Genomic DNA, 21,885 nt, shown 5'->3' with positions numbered 1-21,885 from the left:
GGTAAGCCCGGGACACCAGTTACGGGGGTCGATTCGGTGGGTGCCTGGCTGCGCAAGAAGGCGGTCGACGAAGAGGTGAATCCGGACGAAGTGCCGACCGGCCAGATCTCGGCGGCGATCATCGCCGAGGTGGACGGCGGGACTTCGCCGTCCGAGGGAACCGAGGCCGTCGAAGCCGCGTCGAAGACCGATGTGGAGTCCACGACCACGGGTCCCGCCGACCTCGAACAGGCTCTCGCCGACAGGCAGGCGCTGATCCAGCTCTGCCTGTACGCCCTCGACCGCGCCCGCAGCGGCGGCGTCGTCGAGCGGCTCGAACACGGGCTCGCCGGTATCGGCGTCCGTGCCCTGCGCCCGGACGGCGAGCGGTTCGACCCCGCCGTGCACGAGGCGGGTGGCGCGGTCGCGACCGAGGACCCGGCACTCGAAGGGCTCGTCGCGGAGACCGAGGTCGTCGGTTTCGCCGATCACGACCGGGTTTTGCGCGTGCCGATCGTCATCGTCTACGCGAAGAAGGCCCAGTGACCGCTCCGAGTGCGGCCGCCAACCTGCCGGCGGTCGTGAAGAGCACGCGCGAGCAGCTGCTCACCGTCGTCCGCGAAGCCGATCCTCAGGCCGCGAAATGGGTCGAGGACATCCGGAAGGCGCGCCCGAAGAAGCCGTCGGTCGTGGTGGTCGGCGAGACCAATCGCGGCAAGAGCTCGCTCGTGAACGCGCTCCTCTCCATGCCGGGACTGTCCCCTGTGGACGCCGACGTCGCCACGGCGACGTACCTCGTCTTCGAGCACGCCGAGCAGTGGTCCGCGCAGGCCTGCTATCCGGGCCAGCTGGCGCCGGTGCCGATCAACCTGAACGCCCTGATCCACTGGGTTTCGGCCGCGCACGAACTGCCGGAAGGCCAGATCCCGCCGCGGTACGTCGAGGTCTCCGGTCCGGTCCCGCTGCTCGAACGCGTGTCCATTGTGGACACGCCGGGTGTCGGCGGACTCGACTCGATGCACGGCGAACTGGCGAAGGAGGCGGCGGCGGGTGCCACCGCCCTGCTGTTCGTCGTCGACGCCTCCTCTCCGTTCACCGCGCAGGAACTGCACTTCCTGCAGGACATGGGCGAGCGCGTCGAGACCGTACTGTTCGCGCTGACGAAGACCGATCAGTTCCGCGGCTGGCGCGAGGTCCTCGAAGCCGACCGCCGGTTGCTCGCCGAGCACGCTCCCCGGTTCGCCGACGCGGTGTTCCACCCGGTGTCCGCGCGCATGTTCGAGACGGCGGCCAAGGCGCCGAACGAGCAGATGGCCATGATGCTGCGCGAGAAGGCCGGTATCGCCGCGCTCCAGGGCGCGTTGCAGGAGATGCTGGTCGGCCGCTCGGCGATGCTGGGCGAGGCCAACACCCTTCGTGCGCTGTCGAGCGCCCTCGCCGAGCTCAAGGCGAAGCTGCAGGCGGAAAGCCGCGCGCTGTCCGCCGGTGAGGCCGAGGCGGAACAGTTGCGCCAGCGCCGCGACGACCTGAGCACCGAACGCCGCTCTTCGACCCGGGGCTGGCAGCTGAAACTGCGCGCGGAGATCCAGCGGACCCGCGTCGAGGTCGGCCACGAGACCAGCAGGCAGATGCGCGACGCGTCGACCCACTTCCGGCAGCGGATCGACGGCGCCAAGCGGGACGATCTCACCGCGCTGCCCCAGCAGGTCGACATCGCGTTGCAGACGACGTCGCAGCGGATCTCGATGCTGCTCTCCCAGCGGCTCAACCAGGTCACCAACGTCGCGCTCTCGGAGCTGTTCTCGGCCGAAGAGCTCGACATCATCCGCGGCCAGTTCGCCAGGGCGGGCGGCCCGCCGGTGGTGCTGCGCCCGCCGGACAAGAAACCGCCGACGGCCGAGGACAAACTGCTCATCTTCATGGGGGTTTCCGGCGGTCTCGGCGCCGGGAAGGTCGCCGCGCTGCCGCTGGCGGGTGTCGCGATCCTGAACCCGGTGATCCTGCCCGCCACGATCATCATCGGCCTCGGCGCCGGCTGGTGGATGGCGCGGACCCGCAAGCACGCGTCGGACAAGCAGCATATGAAGCAGTGGCTGGTCGAGGCGATCGCCGACGCGCGGTCCACGTTGGACCAGCTCGTCGCGGAGCAGCTGATCGAGGCCGAACAGCAGCTCTCGATGGCGCTCGACGAAGCCCTCGGCCGCCGCATCGACGCGATCGAGGCGGAGCTGAAGGAAGTCGACAAGACGATCAAGATGGGCGCGCAGGAAAGAGCCAAGAAGATCTCAGTGGTCGCGAAACGGTTGAAGGACGTCTCCGACGGCCGCGACCGTGCCGAGGCGCTTCTGGGCCGCATCCGGTCACTGCGCGACGCCTGACCAGGGTGTCCTGTTGTGGACCGGAACCGAACGGGCCTACGGTGAGTCATAGGCTCAGACACACCAGCAGGTCAACGAGGGGGTCATCCCATGTGGGTCGACGAGAGCGGCGGCACGGACACCGAGGCGGGCTCCACGGAGGCGGTCACGGTCCACGTTGACGGCGAGGAGTACCAGGCCGAGCTCAACTACGACCTCGACAAGGACGGCGTGAACGACGCCGCGGTCATCCAGCACGAGGACGGCACCGGCCAGGCCTTCGTCGACACCGACGGAGACGGCGACGCCGACCAGTACGCGGTGCTCGACGAAAACGGCAAGGTCGTCCAGGAAGCCGTCTACGACGAAGCTTCCGGCGCCTGGGTCGAGGCCGGTGGCGGCAGCGACGACAGCGGCAGCGACGCGGGGACGAGCGGCACCATGCACGCCGACATGCCCAGCGGTGACGTCGAGGTCGGCCCGCCGACGATCGACACCAACGGGGACGGGACCCCCGACACCGCCGTCATCCAGACCGAGGACGGCCGCACGATCGCCTTCACCGACAAGGACGGCGACGGCAAAGCCGACATCGCGGTGGAGACCGACGCTTCGGGCAACTCCAAGACCTACGAGCACACCGGACCCGGCCAGTGGACCGAGACCGGCAGTGGCGTGGTCAACGAGGACATCGGCTCGGCCTTCGTGAGCACTTCGAACGACACCGCGGGCGACCCGGCGGGCGACGCCGCGTGGGGCGGATCGGGCACGCAAACACTCGAAGGAGTGGCGAAGATCGATTCCGCCACCGGCCAGTGGATCAGCCCGAACTAAATCCTGAAATGGACTAAACCAATACGGATACCCATTCGTGAGTGGTCCAGTCCATTCTTCGGCCAAATCGATGTAATTCTGGTCACAGAACAGCCCGGTACGAGACCTCGTACCGGGTTTTCTCATGTCCGGTTCGCCCGGTCGTTGTGCTGTCGATCACCGGAAGAATTTCTGCGTATGGCCCATTCCGGTGATACTGAATCGATTCCCTTATCGTTCTTGTGAGAGAACCGACAGGTCAGCTCTCGGTTACCTGCCGGTCATCCGGCTACTCTCGGGGAATCCCAAAACCTGCACACCGGTCTTCCCGCCGGTGTGCGAAGCCATTCGGTCGCCGGCACTGAAGCCCGCATCGGAACAGCGTCGTTCCCGATGTGGGCTTCTGCCGTCGGAAGTCAGGAGTAGAGATGACCGCAGTCGCCATCCCTGGACTGGAAAAAGCGCCGACGACGCACAGCGGCGTGCTGTCCTGGGTCCGGGAGGTCGCCGAACTGACCACTCCGGACCGCGTGGTGTGGGTCGACGGGTCCGACGAAGAGGCCGCGCGTATCAACGCCGAACTGGTCTCCGCCGGCACGTTCGTGCAGCTCGACGCGAAGCCCAACTCGTACTGGGCCGCTTCCGACCCGAATGACGTCGCCCGCGTCGAAGAGCGCACCTTCATCTGTTCGGACAACGAAGAAGACGCCGGTCCCACCAACAACTGGATGGACCCGGCCGAGATGAAGGCCACGATGACCGAGCTGTACCGCGGGTGCATGCGCGGTCGCACGATGTACGTGATCCCCTTCTGCATGGGCCCCCTCGGAGCCGAGGACCCCAAGCTCGGCATCGAGATCACCGACTTCGCCTACGTCGTCGCCTCCATGCGCGTGATGACCCGCGCCGGCAAGGCCGCGCTGGACAAGTTCGTCACCGAGGACGGCACCGAGCGCTCGTTCGTCCCGGCGCTGCACTCCGTCGGCGCCCCGCTGGAGCCGGGTCAGAAGGACGTCTCCTGGCCGTGCAACACCACCAAGTACATCTCGCACTTCCCCGAGAGCCGCGAGATCTGGAGCTACGGCTCCGGCTACGGCGGCAACTCGCTGCTGGGCAAGAAGTGCTACTCGCTGCGCATCGGCTCGGTCATCGCCCGTGACGAGGGCTGGCTGGCCGAGCACATGCTGATCCTCAAGCTGATCTCGCCGGAGAACAAGGTCCACTACGTCGCGGCGGCCTTCCCGAGCGCCTGCGGCAAGACCAACCTCGCCATGCTGCAGCCGACCATCCCCGGCTGGCGCGCCGAGACCCTCGGCGACGACATCGCGTGGATGCGGTTCGGCGAGGACGGCCGCCTGTACGCGGTGAACCCCGAGTTCGGCTTCTTCGGCGTCGCGCCGGGCACCGACTGGCACACCAACCCCAACGCGATGCGCACCATCGAAAAGGGCAACACGGTCTACACGAACGTCGCGCTCACCGATGACGGCGACGTCTGGTGGGAGGGCATGGGCGAGAAGCCCGCGCACGCCACCTCCTGGAAGAAGCAGGAGTGGACGCCGGAGTCGGAAGAGAAGGCCGCGCACCCGAACTCGCGCTACTGCACGCCGATGTCGCAGTGCCCGATCCTCGCGCCCGAGTGGGACGACCCGAAGGGCGTGCCGATCTCGGCGATCCTCTTCGGCGGCCGTCGCAAGACCACGGTTCCGCTGGTCAACGAGGCCCGCGACTGGCAGCACGGCGTGTTCATGGGCGCCACCATGTCGTCGGAGACCACCGCGGCCGCCGCCGGCGCGGTCGGCAACGTGCGCCGCGACCCGATGGCCATGCTGCCGTTCCTCGGCTACCACGCCGGTGACTACTTCAAGCACTGGCTGGACCTCGGCAAGAACGCCGACGCCGACAAGCTGCCCAAGATCTTCTACGTCAACTGGTTCCGCCGTGGCGACGACGGCCGCTTCCTGTGGCCGGGATTCGGCGAGAACTCGCGCATCCTGAAGTGGGTCATCGACCGCGTCGAGGGCAAGGGCAACGCGAACGAGACCCCGGTCGGCTTCGTGCCGAACGCCGAGGACCTCGACACCGACGGCCTCAAGGAGCCGCTGGCCGACATCCAGGCAGCGCTGGACGTCTCCGCCGACGAGTGGCGCAAGGAACTGCCCCTGATCGAGGAGTGGTTCGAGAAGATCGGCGACAAGGTCCCCTCGTCGCTGCGTGACGAACTGGACGCGCTCAAGCAGCGTCTCGGCTGATCACCTGAACGAGTCGAAGGCCTCATCCTCACGGTCATTCCTGAGGATGAGGCCTTCGTATTTCCCCCTTGGGTAGCGTGGCCGCATGCTCAGATTCGGCGTGAACATGGTCGTCCCGGAGAGCCGGGCGGCCTGGGTCGAGAAATGCCGCAAGGCGGAAGCACTCGGTTTCGACGTCGTCGGTGCCGCGGACCATCTCGGGATGGCGCCGCCCTTTCCCGCCCTCGTGCTCGCCGCCGAGGTGACCGAGCGCGTCCGGCTCAACACCTTCGTCATCAACACCGCGTTCTACAACCCGGTGCTGCTCGCCCGCGACGTCACGGGCACGGATCAGTTCACCGAAGGCAGGCTGGAACTGGGGCTCGGTGCCGGGTACCGGAAGTCCGAGTTCGAAGCGGCGGGGATGGAGTTCCCCCGCGCCGGCCGGCGCGTCGACCACCTCGAACACACGATCAAAGAGCTCAAACGGCTCTACTCCGACGATGACCACAAACCGGGAACCGTGCAGAAACCGGGCCCGCCGTTGCTGATCGCCGGCCGCGGGGACCGGGTGCTCGCCCTCGCCGCCGAACACGCCGACATCATCGGCTTCTCCGGTACGGCGGCCATTCCCGACGGTGGCGCGCTGGTGCTCGACGACGCGGCCGGAATCGACGAACGCGTGCGGTTCACCCGCGAGAAACTGAACGGGCGCGAAGCCGAATTCAACGTCATTACGCAGGTGGTCACGGTGACCGGCGATAGGCGGGCGGGGCTGGAAAGCGCTCGCGAATTCGCGAAGGGCGCGCTCACCGTCGAGCAGCTCGCCGAAGTGCCGACGGTGCTCGTCGGTACCCATGCGCAGATCGCCGAACAGATCCTCGCCCATCGCGAACGGTTCGGCTTGACCTATTTCACCGTGTTGGAGCGCAATATGGAGCCCCTCGCTCCGGTGATCGAGTTGTTGTGCGGCACATGATCGACGTACGCGGGCTCGGCGTCCAGGCCGGGGAGCACTGGTTGTTCGAAGACCTCGATTTCGAGGTCGAAGCGGGCGAATGCGCGGTGATCGCCGGTCCGAACGGGGTCGGGAAATCGACGCTGCTGAGGTGCCTTTACGGAACGCAGGCGCCGCAGCGGGGCCGGGTCGTCGTCGCGGGCGGAAAGCCCGACGAGCGCGACCTTTCCTTTCGCCGCAAGGTTTCCGTTTTGTTCGACGATTCCGATTTCTTCACCGAGCTGACCCCGCTCCAGCATCTCGAGTTGCTGGAGGGCTCGTTCGGCGCCGATCTCGGCGATCACGAAGCCTTGATTTCGGACGCGGGTCTCGCCGAACGCGCGAAGGTCACCGCGGGCAAGTTCTCCGCCGGGCAGCGCCGCCGCCTGCTGCTCCTCGGCGCGACGGCGCGACCACACGACGTCCTGCTGCTCGACGAACCCGAGCGGGCGCTCGACGTCGCCGGGAAGGAATGGCTGACGTCGTTGATCGCGCGTTCGACCGCCGCCGGGGCCGCGGTCGTCGTGGCGACACACCATCCCCCGCTGCTGGAAGCGGCCGACTCGACCCTAGAGCTGTGGTGACCACGAAGGCCCCCACGCACGTCCCGGGACGACAGCGATTCGGCGGACTGTTCAACGGGGACTACCAGACCTTCCTGGCACTGTTCGGTTTCGGCGCGCTCTTCACCGCGTTCCAGAACCTTCCGAAGCTACGCCATTTCCTTTTTGGACAGTCCCTTGTGGATTTCCCGGCGGTGTTCGGACTGCTGGTCGTGCTGTGCGCGATCTTCTGGCGCAGCCTGCTGCGCCGCGGTTTCGTGTGGGCCGAACCGGCGGCGCTGACGTGGATGGACTTCGCCGGCGTCGACAGGCGCCGTGTCGTCGTGAAGCGGATGTGGACGCTCTGGCTCGGGCTGGTCATGGTGGTCGGCTACACCGGGGCGCTGGTCACCGCGATCGGCGGCGGCTCGAAGGACGTGTGGATCGCGATGTCGGCGCTGACCGCCGCAGGGGCGATCCTGGCCGCCGTCACCGCACGGCGGACCGCGATCCGCGGGGAAACGCTCGCGCCGGTCGTGCTCGCGGCGGCCGGTCTGGCGGTGGCCGCCGCCGGACTGGGCCCGATCGCGGTCGAGGTGCTGGCCGGTGCGATGTTCGTCGTCGCGGTGGCGGTGGCCTTCGGTGGCGAACCGGTGTCCGGAGTCGGGCGCCAGGACCTCGTCGACGGCTGGAACGCGCGGCTCCTGCGGGCGATGGCCGCGGTCTTCATGGACCCCATGCTGCTGATCCCGGAGTCGAAGCCGGTGCCGTGGCTGTCCTTGCGACGTCCGACGGTGCTGCGGCTCGCGTGGGCCGGGGTACTCGGCAGGATGCGCTTCGCGGCGGCCAGTGTGGTGATCGCTTGCCTGGTCGGTGCCGCGCATCTGGCGTTCCCGGCCGTCCCTGCGGGACCGCTGTTCGCGCTCGGCGCGTACGCCGCGCTCGTGCCGTTCGTCGGCGGGCTCGGCGAACTGTGGCGCAACCCCGGCCGCAGGCGGTGGCTCGGGGCGTCCGACTGGGAGTTGCGGCTGGTCAACGGCGTGGTGATCGCTCTGCTCGGCCTCGGCTGGGGAGCGCTGCTCGGCCTGGTGACGCTGATACTCGGGGTGACCCCGGCCTGGCCGGTGTGGCTCGCGCTTCCGCTCGCCGTCGTCGCCACGCTCCGGACGGCGACCCGGCCGCCGATGAACTACGACGTCAGCGGCGGGGCCGCGGGACTCCAGGCGCTGCGGGGTGTCGACGTGCTGGTCGTCGGCTCGGTCTTGCTGTCCGTGATCGGCTGAGATCACCCATACCCGCGTTCGGATCATTCGGATACTCCGAACGCGGGTTACCCTCGATGCGACGAAAGGAGCACGAGTGGGCGGCGGGCACGCACCGGGCAAGGGGCGGCGGGCGACCAGCGAGTTCCCCGCGGGCTGGACCGACGAGCAGATCATCGCGGTGATCAAGGACGTCGCGAACGATCCGAGCGAACCTCGCCGCAGACAGCACAACGGCCGCTGGCGCTGCGCCGGCGAACGGTACGGCGTGCATCTGATCGTGCTGGTGGAAGACAACGGCAGCGTCAAGACGGGCTACCCGGTGGCGGGTCCCGGCGTGGTCCGCAATCCCGACGCCGCGGCCGACCCGGCGAACCCGACCGTCGCCGACCTCGCCGCCGGCCGGATCAGCTTCTTCGGCGAGAGCCTGCTCGACCAGATCGCCGACCGCGTCACGCCGGACGTCCTCGCGTTCTACCGCACCCTGCACTGGTCGGGTGAGTGGGAAGAACTGGCCGACGTCCTCGTCGCGCACGCGATCAACGAGAACCTGCGGCTCGGCGTGGACGAGTTCGCCACCCTGGAGAGCCTGCTGAACAGCTTCGACCTGCCGATCGACGGCTTCCTCTACTTGAACGACCGAGCGCACACGCTGGCCACCCTGCGCCCTTAACTCGCTTCGGCGACTTCTGCGGCGTCTGTGTTCTCGACAGCCGCCCGCAGCGCGTCCAGCGGCAGGCGGATGGCGTCCGCGATCGCCGCCACCGTGAAGAAGGCGGGCGTCGGGATCCGGCCGGTCTCGATCTTCCGGAGCGTCTCCACCGAGATCCCGGCCTCCGCCGCGACCTCGACCATGCTGCGCGACGCCGACGCGCGCGCGTCCCGGAGCGCCAGCCCCAGCCGCTCGCCTCGTTCGCGTTCCTCGTCCGTCAACGGCACTCGCACCATGCGGCCAATACTAATACCGGTCGCGCCTGTTGGTCGTGAGTGGCGCCGAGTTGTCCCCACCGAGTTACCCCCAGCCTGTGGATAACTCTGTGCACAGGTCTGTGGACCGTCCACAGGAAAGGCCCCGCCGAGCCGAAACTCGACGGGGCCACAATCCCTAGGGGCTTCAGCCGCCCGCGGGCACCGGAAGTGGGAGTCCGGGGAGGCTCTGGTCGTTCGGCACCTTGCCGTCGACGAGGAAGTCCTCCACGACCTTGTCCACACCCACGTTGCCGCCGGCGTAGATGCCGTGGTCACCCTCACCGGTCACCGTGATCATCCGCGAGTTGGCGAACGCGCGGTGCGCACGGGTCGCGCCCTCGATCGGGGTCGCCGGGTCGTGCACCGACTGGACGATCAGCACCGGCGGGACGCCGCGGCCGTCGAGCTTCGGCAGGTCGACCGGCTTGTTCTTCCAGAAGATGCACGGCTGGATGAGCCAGCCGGCGCCGAGCAGCGGCAGATCGCGGTCGATCAGCTTCTGCGACTGACGGATGACGCTCTGCCGGTTACCGGTCCACGGGCCCTCGTTGCAGGGGATGGTCCAGAAGCTGGCGTTGTAGGAGTCACCGTCGGTGGGGACGAACAGCGGCTGCGGGCCGATGACGCCGTCACCGTCCACCGTCTCCGCCTTGACCTTCTGCGCGGCCGCGGCCTTCTGCTGCTGGCTCGAGGTGCCCTCGGTCAGCGTCTTCAGGTTGACCAGGTAGTCGGCCAGCGCCGGGAAGTTGCGCTTCGAGTAGAGGTACGACGCGATGGTCGAGTCGAGGGCGTTGGCCGAAACCGGGACGCCGTCCACCTCGACGGGGTTCTGCGTCAGCGCGAAGCGGACCTTCTCGTAGGTCTGGCGAGCGGCCTCGCCGTTCCTGCCGAAGTTGTAGACCTTGTTGTACTTGCCGATCCACGGCAGGAAGTCCTGACGCCAGCGGCGCTCGAAGCCGAGCGGCTGCCCGTCGAACGAGTTCTGCCAGGTCGTCGTGAACTCGGTCGACGAGTCGAGCAGGAACTTGCCGGTCCGGGTGGGGAACTGCTGGGCGTAGTGCGCGCCCATCCAGGTGCCCGCCGAGTAGCCGACCCAGTTGATCTTGTCGCGGCCGAGGAGGACGCGCAGCAGGTCGATGTCGCGGATGGTCTGGGCGGTGTTGATGAGCGGGCCCAGCTCGCCGGACTTCACCTGGCAGGAGTCCGCCGCGTACTTGGTGGCGTCCAGGATCAGGTTGAGGTTCGCCCGGCTGCGATCGCGCGGGTCCAGGTCGGATCCGGTGCCGATCGCGTTGCCGCAGGTGATGTTGGTGCTCTTGCCGGTGCCGCGCGGGTCGAGACCGATGATCTCCTGGGTCGCGCGCAGCTTCGTCTGGTTGCGCAGACGAGCCGGGAAGTTACGGCCCGGTGCGCCGGGGCCGCCCGGGTTCGTGATGACGCTGGCCGTCGCGGGGCCGCCGGTGGCGGCGAGGCGGCTGACGGCGATCGTCAGGTCGATGTTCTCGTTCGACTTGTACCAGTTGCGCGGTGCGCGGTAGGTCGCGCATTCGATGTTTTCGGCCCCCGGCGGCGGCGCGGTCGGCAGCTCGTTCGCCGTGCACTTGTGCCAGTCCAGCTTCTGGCTCGCGTACTTCGCCGGAATGTTGGTGGAGTTCAAAGGCTGCTGCTTGGCAGCCTCCGGTCCTGCGAACGCAGGAGTGAACCCGGCCAGCATGGTGCCGGCGACAGCCGGGATCACCACCGCATAGCGGAGTTTCTTCATCCGATGCCCCTTTGATCTTGCGTGCGAAGGTTCCTGTTCGCGACTTGCGGCTATTGATATCCGGCGGGGAGCGGGACGGCAACCGCCCTTCGTCGGATCGGGCGTCGCTGATCAAATCGATATCGGGCGCGCGTGACCCGGGTGGGGGAGAGGTTCTAGGGTCATCGGGTCCATCCGGGGTACGGGAATGTTAGGTGAGGTCCGATGGCGTCAGGTAAGGCAGACGGGAAGGTGAGGGGCTTTCAGTTCAGCCCGTGGAACCTCCTGCTGGTCATCCCGTTGCTGGTGCTGATCACGTCCTTGTTCAATTCGGACGGCCCTCGGCTGTTCGGGATGCCGTTCTTCTACTGGTTCCAGTTCGTGTTCGTGGCCGTCGGCGTCCTGTGCACCTGGATCGTCTTCGTGATGACCAAGGACAAGCCGACCAGTGAGCGTCCCGACCGGTTGTCCGTGGACGAGCTCGACGAGGGGGACGTCAAGTGAGCAACATCCAGTGGCCCGAGCTGATCATCTTCACGATCCTCTTCGCGGTGGTCACCGTCCTCGGCTTCGTCGCGTCGCGCTGGAAGGCGGGCAACACCCTCGACCATTTGGACGAATGGGGCCTCGGCGGCCGCAAGTTCGGGTCGTGGATCACCTGGTTCCTGCTCGGTGGTGACCTCTACACGGCGTATACCTTCGTGGCCGTCCCCGCGCTGATGTTCAGCGCCGGCGCGATGGGCATGTTCGCCCTGCCGTACACGATCATCGTCTACCCGATCGTGCTGATGCCCGCGCTGCGCATGTGGTCGGTCTCCCGGGTCCGCGGCTACGTCACGCCCGCCGACTTCGTCCGCGGCCGGTTCGGTTCGCCGACGCTGGCGCTGCTGATCGCGATCACCGGGATCATCGCGACGATGCCGTACATCGCGCTGCAGCTCGTCGGCCTCGAAGCGGTGCTGCGGACCATGGGCATCAACGGCTCCGGCATCGTCGGTCACCTGCCGCTGCTGGTCGCCTTCATCATCCTGGCGGTCTACACCTACCAGTCCGGCCTGCGCGCGCCCGCGCTGATCGCGTTCGTCAAGGACATCCTGATCTACCTCGTGATCATCGTGGCGATCATCTACCTGCCCTCGAAGCTCGGTGGCTGGTCCGCGATCTTCGACTCGGCTCAGGCGAAGTTCGACAAGACGCCGAACCCCTCGGACGGCATCCTGCTCAACGCGAACAACCAGTTGCAGTACGCCACGCTGGCGCTCGGTTCGGCGCTCGCGCTGTTCCTGTACCCGCATTCGCTCACCAGCGTGCTCGCCTCGCGCGGCCGCAGCGTGATCAAGCGGAACATGGTCGCGCTCCCGGCGTACTCGCTGGTCCTGGGCCTGCTGGCGCTGCTCGGCTACGTGGCGATCAGCGCGTCGGTCTCACCGATCACCAACAACGCCACCGGCAAACCGGACACGAACACCGTCGTCCCGGTGCTGTTCGACTCGCAGTTCTCGTCGTGGTTCGCCGGGATCGCGTTCGCCGCGATCGGCATCGGCGCGCTGGTGCCCGCGGCGATCATGTCGATCGCGGCGGCCAACCTGTGGACCCGCAACATCTACAAGGAGTACATCAAGAAGGACGCGACGCCGGGCCAAGAAGCGAAGCAGGCCAAGCTCGCTTCGCTGATCGTGAAGTTCGGCGCGGTGGCGTTCATCCTGTTCATCGACCCGCAGTTCTCGATCGACCTGCAGCTCATCGGCGGGGTGCTGATCCTGCAGACGCTGCCCGCGGTGGCGATCTCGCTCTACACGCGGTGGTTCCACCGCTGGGGCCTGGTCGCCGGCTGGATCGTGGGCATCGGCTGGGGCCTGGTCATGCTCTACAACATCCCGAACGCGGCGACCGGCAAGGCGCACTTCGGCGGTTCGGCCCTGAAACTCGGTGACCTGTCGATCTTCGGCTGGCACCCGTTCAGCGGCTCGCCGCTGCAGATCTATGTCGGCTTCGTGGCGCTGGCGGCGAACCTGCTGATCGCGGTGATCTTCACGGTGATCGCGCGGCAGATGAAGGTCTTCAACGGCACGGACGACACCGAGCCCGAGGACTACCACGCCGACGAGCACGACAAGGATCTCCGCGAGATCGGCGTTCACTAGCTCAAGTCTGAGAAGGGGCCGCGTCCGGTTTGGGCGCGGCCTTCTTCGTAGCCGCGGTGGCCACCAGGTAGAGGACGAGGCCGTTCAGCAGGTGCCAGACGAAGTGGGTCCCGGCGGGGAAGTTCCCGCAGACGGTGTGGTCGGCCGTGCGGAACGAAAGGGACACCCCGAAGACACCCGCGGCGACGGCGAACCTGCGGCGATCCGCGCCCTTGAGCACGATCGCGAAGACCACGAGCCCGATCAGCGCGGACAAGTACAGGCCGCCGCCGAGTGAGGCGACGATCGCGGTGAACGCGAGGAACACCGGGATGCCGAGCCAGGAGACCTTGCGGCTCGCGCCGAAGAACACGCGGGGGAACACCGCTGCGTAATACAGGACGAACACCAGGATGAAGGCGCTGTCGGCGGCCGCGGACCAGCGGGTGGCGAGCAGGTGGAAGGCCGTACTGCCGAGGAACACGAGGCTGATGAGGGTCGCGAGGACGCGGCCCTTCGGTTGCCGCCAGACGGCGATCGCGGCGACCAGGAACGCGAGGTTGCTGAGGCTGTTGAGCGGCTCGCTCCACAGCCCCGGGGCGAGACGTTCGCAATAGCCGTCGACATACGCGATCCAGTTCACTCCCCCAGATAACCCTGTCCGCGTGAACTACGGGTATCGGGCCCTTGCTTCGCCACTTCGCGCGGACCTGGCGCGTCCTGCCCACCGACGGCGCGTGCCCCCAAGGCCCCCGCCCTCCCCACGACACCTGCTCAAGCCTCGTCCCCACCACACCACCGTTGTGGACAACTCCGCCCCCGAACCCCGCGGATCCTGCTCCCCGTCGCCCCCTCCCGCCCTAAATCCTGAGCGGACAGTCAGCTGCGATGACATCCCTCTGATCAGCGAGAATGCTTAGTAAGAGGAAGGGTAAAGGTGGCGTGTTCGCGGGCGGTTTGGTGACTGTGAGACACCGGGCCTGTGTGGCATCGACTGTGTGGCCCAGGGGTGTGTGGAAATAGGGACGTTGAACGTCCCTATTTCCACACACCCCTCACCCTTGGCGACATCTCGGGCTTCACGGACCAACCACCCGGCGGGACATGTTCGCCTTAACCCTCAGTAAGTCAGGGGCATTGCCCCTGGGACGGGTGGGGGGTGGGGTTCGCGCGGTCAAGGGGAAAGTGCTGGTCAGGGGGTCGGGTCGCAGGTCGTGAGGCGTCGGGTGAGGAAGCGGCGCTGCGGGTCCGAGCACGGTAGCGCGAGCGCCCGCCGGTAGTGGGCGGCGGCGCGGGCCGGGTCGCCGGCGCGTTGCCAGAGCGCGCCGAGGACGGCGGGCAGCAGCGTGTAGTCCGGCAGGTCGGCCTCGACGGCTTCGAGTTCCGCGATCCCGGCAGCGGCACCGTCCACCACGGACAGTGCGATCGCCCGGTTCAGCCGGGCCACCGGCGAAGGCCGCAGCGCCAGCAGGTCGTCGTAGAGCCCGACGATCCGGCGCCAGTCGGGTGGCGAGGCCGTGCCGTGGCACAGCGCGATCGCCGCTTCGACGTGGTACGCCGACATCTCCGGCCCGGTGCACGCCCGCTCGAACAGCCGCGTTCCCTCGGCGATCATCGCGTGGTCCCAGCGGCCGCGATCCTGCTCCTGGAGCAGCAGCAGCTCACCGTCACGGTCGACCCGCGCGGGCAGCCTGCTCGCCTGCAGCAGCATCAGCGCGACCAACGCCCGCACCCGCGGCAGGTCCGTCTTCGGCTCGGCCAGCAGCAGCCGTCCCAGCCGGATCGCCTCACCGCACAGTTCGCCGCGCACCGCGACCTCGCCGGTCGTGGCGTCGTAGCCCTCGTTGAACAACAGATAGAGCACGGCGAGCACACTGTCCACTCTGGACTCCAGTGCGGCCGGGCCGGGCAGGGTGAGCGGTTTCCCGGACTCCCTCAACCACTTCTTCGCCCGCACCAGCCGTTGCGCGACCGTCGCCGGTTTCGTCAGCAACGCCGCCGCGATCTCGTTCACCCCGAGCCCGCCGACGGTCTTCAGCGTCAGCGCCACCTGCGAAACCGTCGGCAGCGCGGGATGACAGCACAACAGCATCAGCACGAGCTCGTCGTCCGTGCGCCGGTCGGCTTCGTAGCCGTCGAGCTCCGCGAGCTTCGGCAGCAGAGTCCGCAACGTCCGTTCCCGCCGGACGACGTCCATCGCCCGGTTCCGCGCGGCCCGGAACAGCCAGCCCTGTGGATTGTCCGGCACCCCGCTTTGGGGCCAGCTTCGCAACGCTTGTTCCAGCGCGTCGGCGACGGCCTCTTCGGCGAGGTCCAGCCGTTCGGGGCCGAGCGCCCTGGCCAGCGTGGCGACGATCCGCCCGGCACTGTGCCGGAACAGATGCTCCACCACGCCGGCCGGGCGGCTCACGACAGCCTCGGCAGGCCCACGAACTTCGGCATCAGTCCTCGCAGCCGCGTTCGCCGACCTTGCGCACCTCGATCGGCCCGAATTCCAGATGCGGATGCGTCGAGAAGATCTTCTCCGCCTGGTCGAGGTCTTCGGCCTCGATCACCTGGTAGCCGCCGACGATTTCGGTGGCCTCGGTGTGCGGTCCGTCGGTCGCGCCGACCTCACCGCCGGAACCGCGCAGTACCCGGCCGCCCTTCGACAGCCCGCCGCCGCCGACGAACCGGCCCTCCTTCGTGCGCTCGTCCGCCCAAGCCAGGTAGTTCTCGAGCACGCGTTGCGCTTCGCCGGGGCCGAGGTGGTCGTGCGAGTCCTTCGCGGCGCGGATGAATCCGATGTACTGGGGCATGGTGTCCTCCCTGGGGATCGATGGTCCCTAGACGAACAAACACGCCGCAAGTCGACACCGAGACGGCCGGACTTCACGCACGCGGTGTCACAACTCCAGCCGCCAGGTCTGCCCCGTCAGCTCGTAACCGAAGCCCGGGATCGTCTCCTCGCTCGCCAGCCGGAAGCCGGCCTTCTCGTAGACCGCCCTGGCCGCGTCCAGCAATGAGACCGTCCAGAGTTCCATCGCCGCGTAGCCGGACGCCCTCGCGAACTCGACGCATTCGGTGACCAGGCGTTTCCCGACCCCGCGTCCCCTCGCGGCCGGTTCGAGGAGCAGCATCCGCAGCTTCGCCGTCTTGCCGTCCTCGGCGGGCATGCAGAAGATGCTGCCGACGCGCTCCCCGTCGAGCTCGGCGATCCAGCCCGCTTGACGGGGCTCGCCGCGGTTGTCGACGTAGTCCGCGACGACGCGGGCGACGAGGGCTTCGAAGCGTTCGTCCCAGCCGTACTCGCGGGAGTAGAGGGCACCATGGCGGTGGACCACCCAGCCGAAGTCACCCGGCCGTGGCGGGCGCAGGACCAGCGTGGGATCCGGCGCGCGTTCGCCGACCAGCGAGGTGATCGTGCCCATCGCGCCGAGCAGGCGCTCCTGCTCGTCTTCGCCGAACCGGCCGAGCAGCGAGCCGATCCGGCCCACCGAGCGTTCGTCGAGGACGGCGAAGGCCCTCTGGCCGTTCTCGGTCAGCCTGATGACCTGGCGGCGGGCGTCCTCTTCGCTGCGTTCGCGTGTGAGGAGGCCGCGTCCTTCGAGCCTGGCGAGGAGCCTGCTCGCGTACCCGGCATCGAGGTCGAGACGTTTGCGCAGGTCGGTGACCTGGGTCGGATCCTGCTGCGCGAGTTCGAAGATGACCCTGGCTTCGCTCAGGGAGTATTCGGCGTCGGCCGGTCCTTCGTCGAGGACGCCGATCACGCCGGTGTACAGGCGGTTGAAGGCCCGGACGGTCGCCACCCGGTCCGCGGATCGATTCATTTGACCACCTCAACAGATTTGTTGACGAAGTCAAACATTACTCCGCAAGGCGGCGAAGACAAGGAATTTCCGGGGAGTATCCGGACATATGGAAACCCCGTGATGCTGCCAGGTCGGGGGTCCGCCAGCATCACGGGGTCGTAGTGGGTATCGACGCCGCGTTCTGCGGCGTTACACCCCACGCACTATGTGTCGTAGGTCACTCGAATGGGCGACACCTACAACGGTTGTTGTCGGATCAGCGCATGTGCGTGTGGTGCGCCTGGGAAATAGCGATGAGTTCCTGACGAACGGTCGCGGTGGCCGCGGTGTCGATCGCCCGGTTCAGGGCCCGGCGAGTGCGAGCCTCGGCGCGACGGGCACGGAGCTTGGCGGCGATGTTGTTCATCGGTTTAAGTCATCCCCTTGAGGGTCTTGAGTCTTGGTGGCTGTGTCTCTAGTATGCACTCTTTTTCACAAGGAAGCCAACGATTATCCGGTGACTTGGCACACCCGCCGATGAATCGTCGGCAACAGGAGAGGAAATCCGGAGAGATTTGGTGTCGCCGGTCACTTCTTGATAACGCCAGGCATCTCTAGCGTCCTCGCTATACGGCCTCAGAAACCTTCATGGAGCAGGCGGCGCGCCAGCTTCGACGGCCCCCGCCTGAGAACGCCCAGGACGCCGCGCCACGGGATGATCGTCGACGTCATCGCTTCTCGCAGCGCGACACCTTCCGGATCGGCCGCTTCGGTGCCGAGGACGAGGTCGCGCACGAGCGGTCCCGCGGTCAGGGTGAGCGCGACGCCGCTGCCGGCGAATCCGACGGCGTAGACCACGCGCTCGGTGACGGCGGACCTTGCCAGATGGGGGACCTCGGCCGGAGTGACGTGCAGGGGTCCGCCCCAGCGATGGGTCGCCGGTGTCCCGGCCTCGGCGGGAAGCCGGCGCGCGAGCAGCCTGTCGACCTTCTGATGCGCCTTCGGCAGGGCGTCGGCCTCGGGACCGGGTGTCAGCCCGCCGAGGTCGAGGCCGCCGAACAACAGTCGTCCTCGGTGTCTCCGCCAATAGGCCATCCCGAGCCCGGGTGCCGTGCTGAACAGGTCGTCGTCGACGGCCTCCGGCGCCCCGGCCCGCATGTACGTGTGGATCACCCGGCCGGGCGGCGGATCCGGCAGGGACAACCCGCCGGTGTAAGCGCCCGAACAGACCACCGCGCGATCCGCGCGCAGGACTCCCCCGCCCCGCAGCCGGACGGTGACGCCGTCGTCCGAGGGTTCGACCGAGTCGACCGGGGTGTTCTCGACCAGCGTTCCCCCGGCGGCGGCCAGCCCGGCGGCCAGTGATCCGGCGAGCGCGGCGGGCTGGATGGTCCACGACCCGAGCGAGAACCCGCCGGATGCGAGTCGCGCAGTTCCCGCATCCGGGTGTCGATGCGGTCGTGCAGGAGCCGTTGCATCTCGCGGGGGTCATGCGGGCCCGCGCTGCCGGGCACCAGCCAGGGCAGGACGCCCAGCGGGAGCACGCCACCCGCGTTCCGTCCGCTCGCGCCGAACCCGGCGTGCCGGGCTTCGAGGATGACGACCCTGCTCCCGGGACGATGTTCCAGCAGGTCGAGGGCGATCGACAGACCGGCGAACCCGGCGCCGATCACCACGACATCGGCTGAGTCCGGCGGCCGCTCGGTGGTGGGGACTCGTTCCGGCACTGCGTCACGCCAGTAGACCCTGGTCACCCTGCCAGTGTGCCCAAGTAGTGCTCTCTACGGCTTTCTAGCTATCAGGCTAGAGAAGAAGAGAAAGGTCTAGTCCCGGCCGAGCAGGTAGTGGCCGAAGTGCGGGACGGTGAAGGCGATGTGCCCGCGCTCGGCGGAGTACACCAGTCCCTTCTTCATCAGGCTGTCCCGTGCCGGTGACAGTGAGGACGGCTTGCGCCCCAGGTAGACGGCCACATCGGCGGTTCCGGCGGGCTCGTCCCGGCCCTGTGTCAGCTCGGCCATCGCGAGCAGGTACTCGCGTTCGGCGGGCGTCGCGCGCTCGTAGCGGGAGCCGAAGAAGCCGACAGCGAGTTCCGATTCGGCCTCCGGCGCGGCGACCTGGACGTCCTTCACGGTGATCGGATCGGCGGGCGCGGCGTCCCAGGCGGCCTTGCCGTAAGCCTGGATGAAGTACGGGTAGCCGCCGGACGCGTCGAACAGCGCGTCCAACGCCTCCGGTTCGATGCCCGCGTCCTCGCGTTCGATGGGCGCCATCACCGCGAGGTCGGCGTCTTCGCGCTCCAGCCTGTCGATGCGCGCGTAGCGGAAGAGGCGTTCCGAGTACGACTTCGACGCCGAAAGGACCGCGGGCACGTGCGGCAGTCCCGCGCCGACCACGACCAGCGGCGCCCCGGACTGCGAGAGTTCATGGCAGGCGGCGCAGAGCGCGGAAACGTCCTCGGGCAGCAGATCCTGGATCTCGTCGATCAGCAGCGCGACTCCGGTGCCGACGTCCGCGGCCAGTTCCGCGACCTCGGTGAACAGCTCGACCAGGTCGATCTCGATGTCGCCCGAGTCGGCGCGGCCCTGCGCGGCGGGAACGTCGATGCCGGGCTGCCAACGGTCACGAAGCTTCGCGTCCGGTTTGTTGGCGCGCAGCGCGAACGCCTTGAGCACGCCGAGCACCTGCTCGACCCGGTCCGGCGCGCGATGGCGGACGGCGAGGTCGCGGATCGCGCGGTGCAGCGCGGCCGAGAGCGGCCGCCGGAGTTCGGTGTCGGGGCGGGCTTCGATCTTTCCCGCACCCCAGCCGTGCTTGATCGCTTTCGAGCGGAGTTCGCCCAGCAGCACGGTCTTGCCCACGCCGCGCAGGCCGGTCAGCATCAGGCTGCGCTCGGGTCTCCCGCGCGCGACCCGTTCGAGCACGACCTCGAAGGCCTGGAGCTCGCGCAGGCGACCTGCCAGTTCGGGCGGTCGTTGACCGGCGCCCGGGGCGAAGGGGTTGCGGATGGGATCCACTCTCGCACGCTATCGACGTTTCTAGCCTCGACCCGATATTCAGTGATAGAAGGCCAGGCGTGTCGCGGCGGGTTACTCCGAGTGGACGGGTCTGCAGCCCCGTCCACTCGTCTTACTCACTCAGGTTGCGCTCGGCGTAGACCGCCATCGCGTCGCGGATGAACTCCGCGGTGCCCGGGCCGTGCTTCTCGTCGTACTGCCCGTAGCGCGGGTCGTCGACGTAAAGCTGCCCGAGACCGGCGAAGTAGCCCTTCGACACGGCACGCACGGCCGGCCGGAGCCACTCGTACAGCCGACGCGTGATCGCCTGGACTTCGTCGCCGTCGGCGGGCAGGCCCTTGCCGCGGGCCTCGCCGAAAGCGGCCGCGATGTCCTTCTGTTCCTGTTGGTGCGCCTTCTTGTCCTCGGCGCTCAGCGACTTCCACCACCGATCACCCTGCTTGTAGGCGTCGGCGCCCCAGCGTTCGGTGACCTCCTTCTCGTACTTCGTGTGGTCGAAGCCGTCGAACACTTCCGCTGCCATCAGCTGTTCACCTCTCTCTGTCTTCTTCAAGGTCGTCCTGACCGATTCGATCTGCCGTCCGAGCCGCTGGCGCTCCTGCTCCAGCCACTTCAGGTGCGTGCGTAGCGCCGCCGTCGTGTCCTGTTCCCCTTCGAGCACTTCGCCGATCGCGGGCAGACTCAGCCCGAGTTCGCGAAGCAGCAGGATCCGTTGCAGCCGCACCAGCGCGTCCTGGTCGTAGTAGCGGTATCCGTTGCTCCCCACCCGGCTTGGTTCGAGCAGCCCGATGTCGCCGTAGTGGCGCAGCGTGCGGCTCGTGGTCCCGGCCGAGCGGGCGATGTCCTGGATCGACCACTCCTTCTCGTTCGGCATGTCCACGAAGGTAGAGGTTGACGTTGCGTCAAAGTCAATCGAAGTTCATCCGACGGTGGCATGGTTCACCCATGAAGACATTCGCGCTGGTCATCGCCGCCGCGCTGACCCTGACCACGGCGGGGGTCGCCGACGCGCATCCGCGTCGCGCCTTCGACGTCCAGGCTCACCGCGGCGGACTCGGTCTCACGGTCGAGAGCACGCTCGCTTCATTCGGCAAGGCGATGGAGCTGGGGGTGACCACGCTCGAGCTCGACATCCAGATCACCAAGGACGGTCGCGAGGTGATCACCCACGACCGCAAGACGACCCCCGCGAAGTGCCGCGACACCGCGCCCGCGACGCCCGGCGATCCGGCGTACCCGTATGTCGGCAAGTACGTGAAGGACCTGACGTTCGCGCAGGTCCGCACGCTGGACTGCGGCTCGATCCGGCAGCCCGCGCACCCCGGCCAGACGCTCTCCCCCGGCGCCAAGATGCCGACCCTCGCCGAGTTGTTCCGGCTCGCGCGCGACCACCGTGCCTGGGGCGTCAAGTTCAACATCGAGACCAAGGTCGAGGCCGCCGCGCCGCACGAGACGGCGCCGCGCGAACAGTTCGTGCAGCGGGTAGTGCGCGAGATCCTGCGCGGCGGGTTCGCGCACAACGTCACCATCCAGAGCTTCGACTGGGGCGCGCTGATGCTGCTGCGCAAGGTCGCGCCGTGGATCCCGACTGTCGCGCTGACCCAGCCCGAGTTCCTCCAGGTCGGCCAGCCGGGCAAATCGCCTTGGCTCGGCGGACTCGACATCGACGACTTCGGCGGCAGCCCGATCCGCGCGGTGAAGTCGTTCGGCGCGAGCGCGCTCTCGCCGGTGCACGGCAACCCACAGGGCGGCAAGGTCGGCGACCTCGACTACCGGCCGTTCACGACGAAGGCACTGGTCAGCGAGGCGCATCGTGCCGGGATCAAGGTCGTGCCCTGGACGATCGACGATCCGGCCACCATGCACAAGCTCATCGACGACGGTGTCGACGGCATCATCACCGACTATCCGGACCGGCTGCGGCAGGTCGCGGCCGACCGCGGCTTCAAGCTGCCGAGGGCGTATCCGGCTCGCTAGCCGAATCTAGCCCTCTCTAGTGCCAGAGAAATATTCGAAGATACTCCGTTAGCGCGGTTCGGCGCCCCGGCGGACGGGAAGTCTGGGGATAGATTTGCTTTCCTCAGGGT

21 protein-coding genes and 1 pseudogene are annotated in these 21,885 nt (G+C 67.9%); 11 read left to right on the top strand and 11 right to left on the bottom strand.

The genetic code is table 11. From position 1 onward, the window contains the following. Positions 1 to 36 precede the first annotated feature (36 nt). The 8 genes from grpE to ACLJPX_RS20175 all read left to right on the top strand — a co-directional run bounded on the left by grpE (position 37) and on the right by ACLJPX_RS20175 (position 8,854). Complete coding sequence (gene grpE / locus ACLJPX_RS20210; protein ID WP_410601466.1) at positions 37 to 525, top strand: nucleotide exchange factor GrpE; 489 nt, start codon at positions 37 to 39, stop codon at positions 523 to 525. Next, positions 522 to 2,357, top strand: coding sequence for a dynamin family protein (locus ACLJPX_RS20205; RefSeq protein ID WP_101611477.1), 1,836 nt, complete (start codon positions 522 to 524; stop codon positions 2,355 to 2,357). Before grpE ends, ACLJPX_RS20205 begins: the two co-directional genes overlap by 4 nt. Before the next feature lie 90 nt (positions 2,358 to 2,447). Next, positions 2,448 to 3,170, top strand: a complete 723-nt coding sequence (locus ACLJPX_RS20200; RefSeq protein ID WP_101611476.1) for a DUF6802 family protein — start codon at positions 2,448 to 2,450, stop codon at positions 3,168 to 3,170. A 407-nt stretch (positions 3,171 to 3,577) separates the two neighbouring features. Continuing rightward, positions 3,578 to 5,401 carry a phosphoenolpyruvate carboxykinase (GTP) gene (locus ACLJPX_RS20195; protein WP_410601465.1) on the top strand — a complete coding sequence of 608 codons (1,824 nt, stop codon included), beginning with the start codon at positions 3,578 to 3,580 and terminating at the stop codon, positions 5,399 to 5,401. Between the two features lie 85 nt (positions 5,402 to 5,486). Further along, entirely contained in the window at positions 5,487 to 6,359 is an 873-nt protein-coding gene (locus ACLJPX_RS20190) for an LLM class F420-dependent oxidoreductase (RefSeq protein WP_410601464.1), read from the top strand. Then, positions 6,356 to 6,961, top strand: coding sequence for an ATP-binding cassette domain-containing protein (locus ACLJPX_RS20185; protein WP_101613617.1), 606 nt, complete (start codon positions 6,356 to 6,358; stop codon positions 6,959 to 6,961). The genes ACLJPX_RS20190 and ACLJPX_RS20185 overlap by 4 nt, the downstream gene beginning before the upstream one ends. Beyond that, a complete protein-coding gene (locus ACLJPX_RS20180) occupies positions 6,955 to 8,202 on the top strand; it encodes a hypothetical protein (protein WP_410601463.1) in 1,248 nt (415 codons plus the stop codon). Before ACLJPX_RS20185 ends, ACLJPX_RS20180 begins: the two co-directional genes overlap by 7 nt. Positions 8,203 to 8,278: 76 nt before the next feature. Further along, a complete protein-coding gene (locus tag ACLJPX_RS20175; protein WP_410601462.1) occupies positions 8,279 to 8,854 on the top strand; it encodes an EndoU domain-containing protein in 576 nt (191 codons plus the stop codon). Here the strand turns inward: ACLJPX_RS20175 and ACLJPX_RS20170 are convergent. Both ACLJPX_RS20170 and ACLJPX_RS20165 read right to left on the bottom strand, forming a co-directional pair. Further along, complete coding sequence (locus ACLJPX_RS20170; protein WP_410601461.1) at positions 8,851 to 9,129, bottom strand: helix-turn-helix domain-containing protein; 279 nt, start codon at positions 9,127 to 9,129, stop codon at positions 8,851 to 8,853. The genes ACLJPX_RS20175 and ACLJPX_RS20170 overlap by 4 nt on opposite strands. A 166-nt stretch (positions 9,130 to 9,295) precedes the next feature. After that, entirely contained in the window at positions 9,296 to 10,912 is a 1,617-nt protein-coding gene (locus ACLJPX_RS20165; protein ID WP_101611470.1) for an alpha/beta hydrolase, read from the bottom strand. Between the two features lie 204 nt (positions 10,913 to 11,116). Between ACLJPX_RS20165 and ACLJPX_RS20160 the strand changes: the two genes are divergently transcribed. Next, positions 11,117 to 11,395, top strand: a complete 279-nt coding sequence (locus ACLJPX_RS20160) for a DUF3311 domain-containing protein (RefSeq protein ID WP_168214450.1) — start codon at positions 11,117 to 11,119, stop codon at positions 11,393 to 11,395. Further along, positions 11,392 to 13,035: a monocarboxylate uptake permease MctP gene (mctP, locus tag ACLJPX_RS20155; protein ID WP_410601460.1), complete on the top strand. Its 1,644-nt coding sequence runs from the start codon at positions 11,392 to 11,394 to the stop codon at positions 13,033 to 13,035. Before ACLJPX_RS20160 ends, mctP begins: the two co-directional genes overlap by 4 nt. 1 nt (position 13,036) lies before the next feature. On the opposite strand, the gene ACLJPX_RS20150 is transcribed toward mctP, so the two are convergent. The 9 genes and pseudogenes from ACLJPX_RS20150 to ACLJPX_RS20110 form a co-directional block, all read right to left on the bottom strand. Then, positions 13,037 to 13,657: a hypothetical protein gene (locus ACLJPX_RS20150; protein ID WP_410601459.1), complete on the bottom strand. Its 621-nt coding sequence runs from the start codon at positions 13,655 to 13,657 to the stop codon at positions 13,037 to 13,039. 549 nt (positions 13,658 to 14,206) lie between these two features. Further along, positions 14,207 to 15,424 carry an RNA polymerase sigma factor gene (locus tag ACLJPX_RS20145; RefSeq protein ID WP_410601458.1) on the bottom strand — a complete coding sequence of 406 codons (1,218 nt, stop codon included), beginning with the start codon at positions 15,422 to 15,424 and terminating at the stop codon, positions 14,207 to 14,209. Positions 15,425 to 15,455: 31 nt separating this feature from the next. Continuing rightward, positions 15,456 to 15,812: a YciI family protein gene (locus ACLJPX_RS20140; protein ID WP_410601457.1), complete on the bottom strand. Its 357-nt coding sequence runs from the start codon at positions 15,810 to 15,812 to the stop codon at positions 15,456 to 15,458. Positions 15,813 to 15,899: 87 nt separating this feature from the next. Next, positions 15,900 to 16,823 carry a GNAT family N-acetyltransferase gene (locus ACLJPX_RS20135; protein ID WP_410601456.1) on the bottom strand — a complete coding sequence of 308 codons (924 nt, stop codon included), beginning with the start codon at positions 16,821 to 16,823 and terminating at the stop codon, positions 15,900 to 15,902. A 238-nt stretch (positions 16,824 to 17,061) separates the two neighbouring features. Next, positions 17,062 to 17,211, bottom strand: a complete 150-nt coding sequence (locus ACLJPX_RS20130; RefSeq protein WP_005155873.1) for a hypothetical protein — start codon at positions 17,209 to 17,211, stop codon at positions 17,062 to 17,064. A 209-nt stretch (positions 17,212 to 17,420) separates the two neighbouring features. Next, positions 17,421 to 18,173 carry an NAD(P)/FAD-dependent oxidoreductase gene (locus ACLJPX_RS20125; RefSeq protein WP_410601907.1) on the bottom strand — a complete coding sequence of 251 codons (753 nt, stop codon included), beginning with the start codon at positions 18,171 to 18,173 and terminating at the stop codon, positions 17,421 to 17,423. 117 nt (positions 18,174 to 18,290) lie between these two features. Continuing rightward, positions 18,291 to 18,457: pseudogene (locus ACLJPX_RS20120) on the bottom strand (FAD-dependent oxidoreductase); the annotation flags it as partial. Between the two features lie 150 nt (positions 18,458 to 18,607). Further along, positions 18,608 to 19,798 (bottom strand): ATP-binding protein, encoded by a 1,191-nt coding sequence (locus ACLJPX_RS20115; RefSeq protein ID WP_101611462.1) that lies wholly within the window; start codon positions 19,796 to 19,798, stop codon positions 18,608 to 18,610. Between the two features lie 112 nt (positions 19,799 to 19,910). Continuing rightward, the gene (locus tag ACLJPX_RS20110; protein WP_410601455.1) at positions 19,911 to 20,672 is read right to left on the bottom strand and encodes a MerR family transcriptional regulator; all 762 of its coding nucleotides are present in this window, start codon (positions 20,670 to 20,672) and stop codon (positions 19,911 to 19,913) included. 71 nt (positions 20,673 to 20,743) lie between these two features. Here ACLJPX_RS20110 and ACLJPX_RS20105 point away from each other — a divergent pair, with 71 nt between their 5' ends. Continuing rightward, the gene (locus ACLJPX_RS20105; RefSeq protein WP_410601454.1) at positions 20,744 to 21,775 is read left to right on the top strand and encodes a glycerophosphodiester phosphodiesterase family protein; all 1,032 of its coding nucleotides are present in this window, start codon (positions 20,744 to 20,746) and stop codon (positions 21,773 to 21,775) included. The last annotated feature ends 110 nt before the right edge of the window (positions 21,776 to 21,885 follow it).

This window comes from Amycolatopsis sp. lyj-90, assembly GCF_046549035.1.
Lineage (GTDB): Bacteria > Actinomycetota > Actinomycetes > Mycobacteriales > Pseudonocardiaceae > Amycolatopsis.
This window is presented reverse-complemented; position numbering and strand designations above follow the sequence as displayed.

What these genes read in the sequence shown, in the direction of transcription:
- ACLJPX_RS20195 (WP_410601465.1), top strand. Translation starts at nt 3,578, where the DNA reads ATGACCGCAGTCGCCATCCCTGGACTGGAAAAAGCGCCGACGACGCAC.
- ACLJPX_RS20105 (WP_410601454.1), top strand. Translation starts at nt 20,744, where the DNA reads ATGAAGACATTCGCGCTGGTCATCGCCGCCGCGCTGACCCTGACCACG.
- ACLJPX_RS20140 (WP_410601457.1), bottom strand. Translation starts at nt 15,812, where the DNA reads ATGCCCCAGTACATCGGATTCATCCGCGCCGCGAAGGACTCGCACGAC.
- ACLJPX_RS20160 (WP_168214450.1), top strand. Translation starts at nt 11,117, where the DNA reads ATGGCGTCAGGTAAGGCAGACGGGAAGGTGAGGGGCTTTCAGTTCAGC.
- ACLJPX_RS20200 (WP_101611476.1), top strand. Translation starts at nt 2,448, where the DNA reads ATGTGGGTCGACGAGAGCGGCGGCACGGACACCGAGGCGGGCTCCACG.
- ACLJPX_RS20170 (WP_410601461.1), bottom strand. Translation starts at nt 9,129, where the DNA reads ATGGTGCGAGTGCCGTTGACGGACGAGGAACGCGAACGAGGCGAGCGG.
- ACLJPX_RS20135 (WP_410601456.1), bottom strand. Translation starts at nt 16,823, where the DNA reads ATGAATCGATCCGCGGACCGGGTGGCGACCGTCCGGGCCTTCAACCGC.
- ACLJPX_RS20190 (WP_410601464.1), top strand. Translation starts at nt 5,487, where the DNA reads ATGCTCAGATTCGGCGTGAACATGGTCGTCCCGGAGAGCCGGGCGGCC.
- ACLJPX_RS20110 (WP_410601455.1), bottom strand. Translation starts at nt 20,672, where the DNA reads ATGCCGAACGAGAAGGAGTGGTCGATCCAGGACATCGCCCGCTCGGCC.
- ACLJPX_RS20130 (WP_005155873.1), bottom strand. Translation starts at nt 17,211, where the DNA reads ATGAACAACATCGCCGCCAAGCTCCGTGCCCGTCGCGCCGAGGCTCGC.
- ACLJPX_RS20185 (WP_101613617.1), top strand. Translation starts at nt 6,356, where the DNA reads ATGATCGACGTACGCGGGCTCGGCGTCCAGGCCGGGGAGCACTGGTTG.
- ACLJPX_RS20165 (WP_101611470.1), bottom strand. Translation starts at nt 10,912, where the DNA reads ATGAAGAAACTCCGCTATGCGGTGGTGATCCCGGCTGTCGCCGGCACC.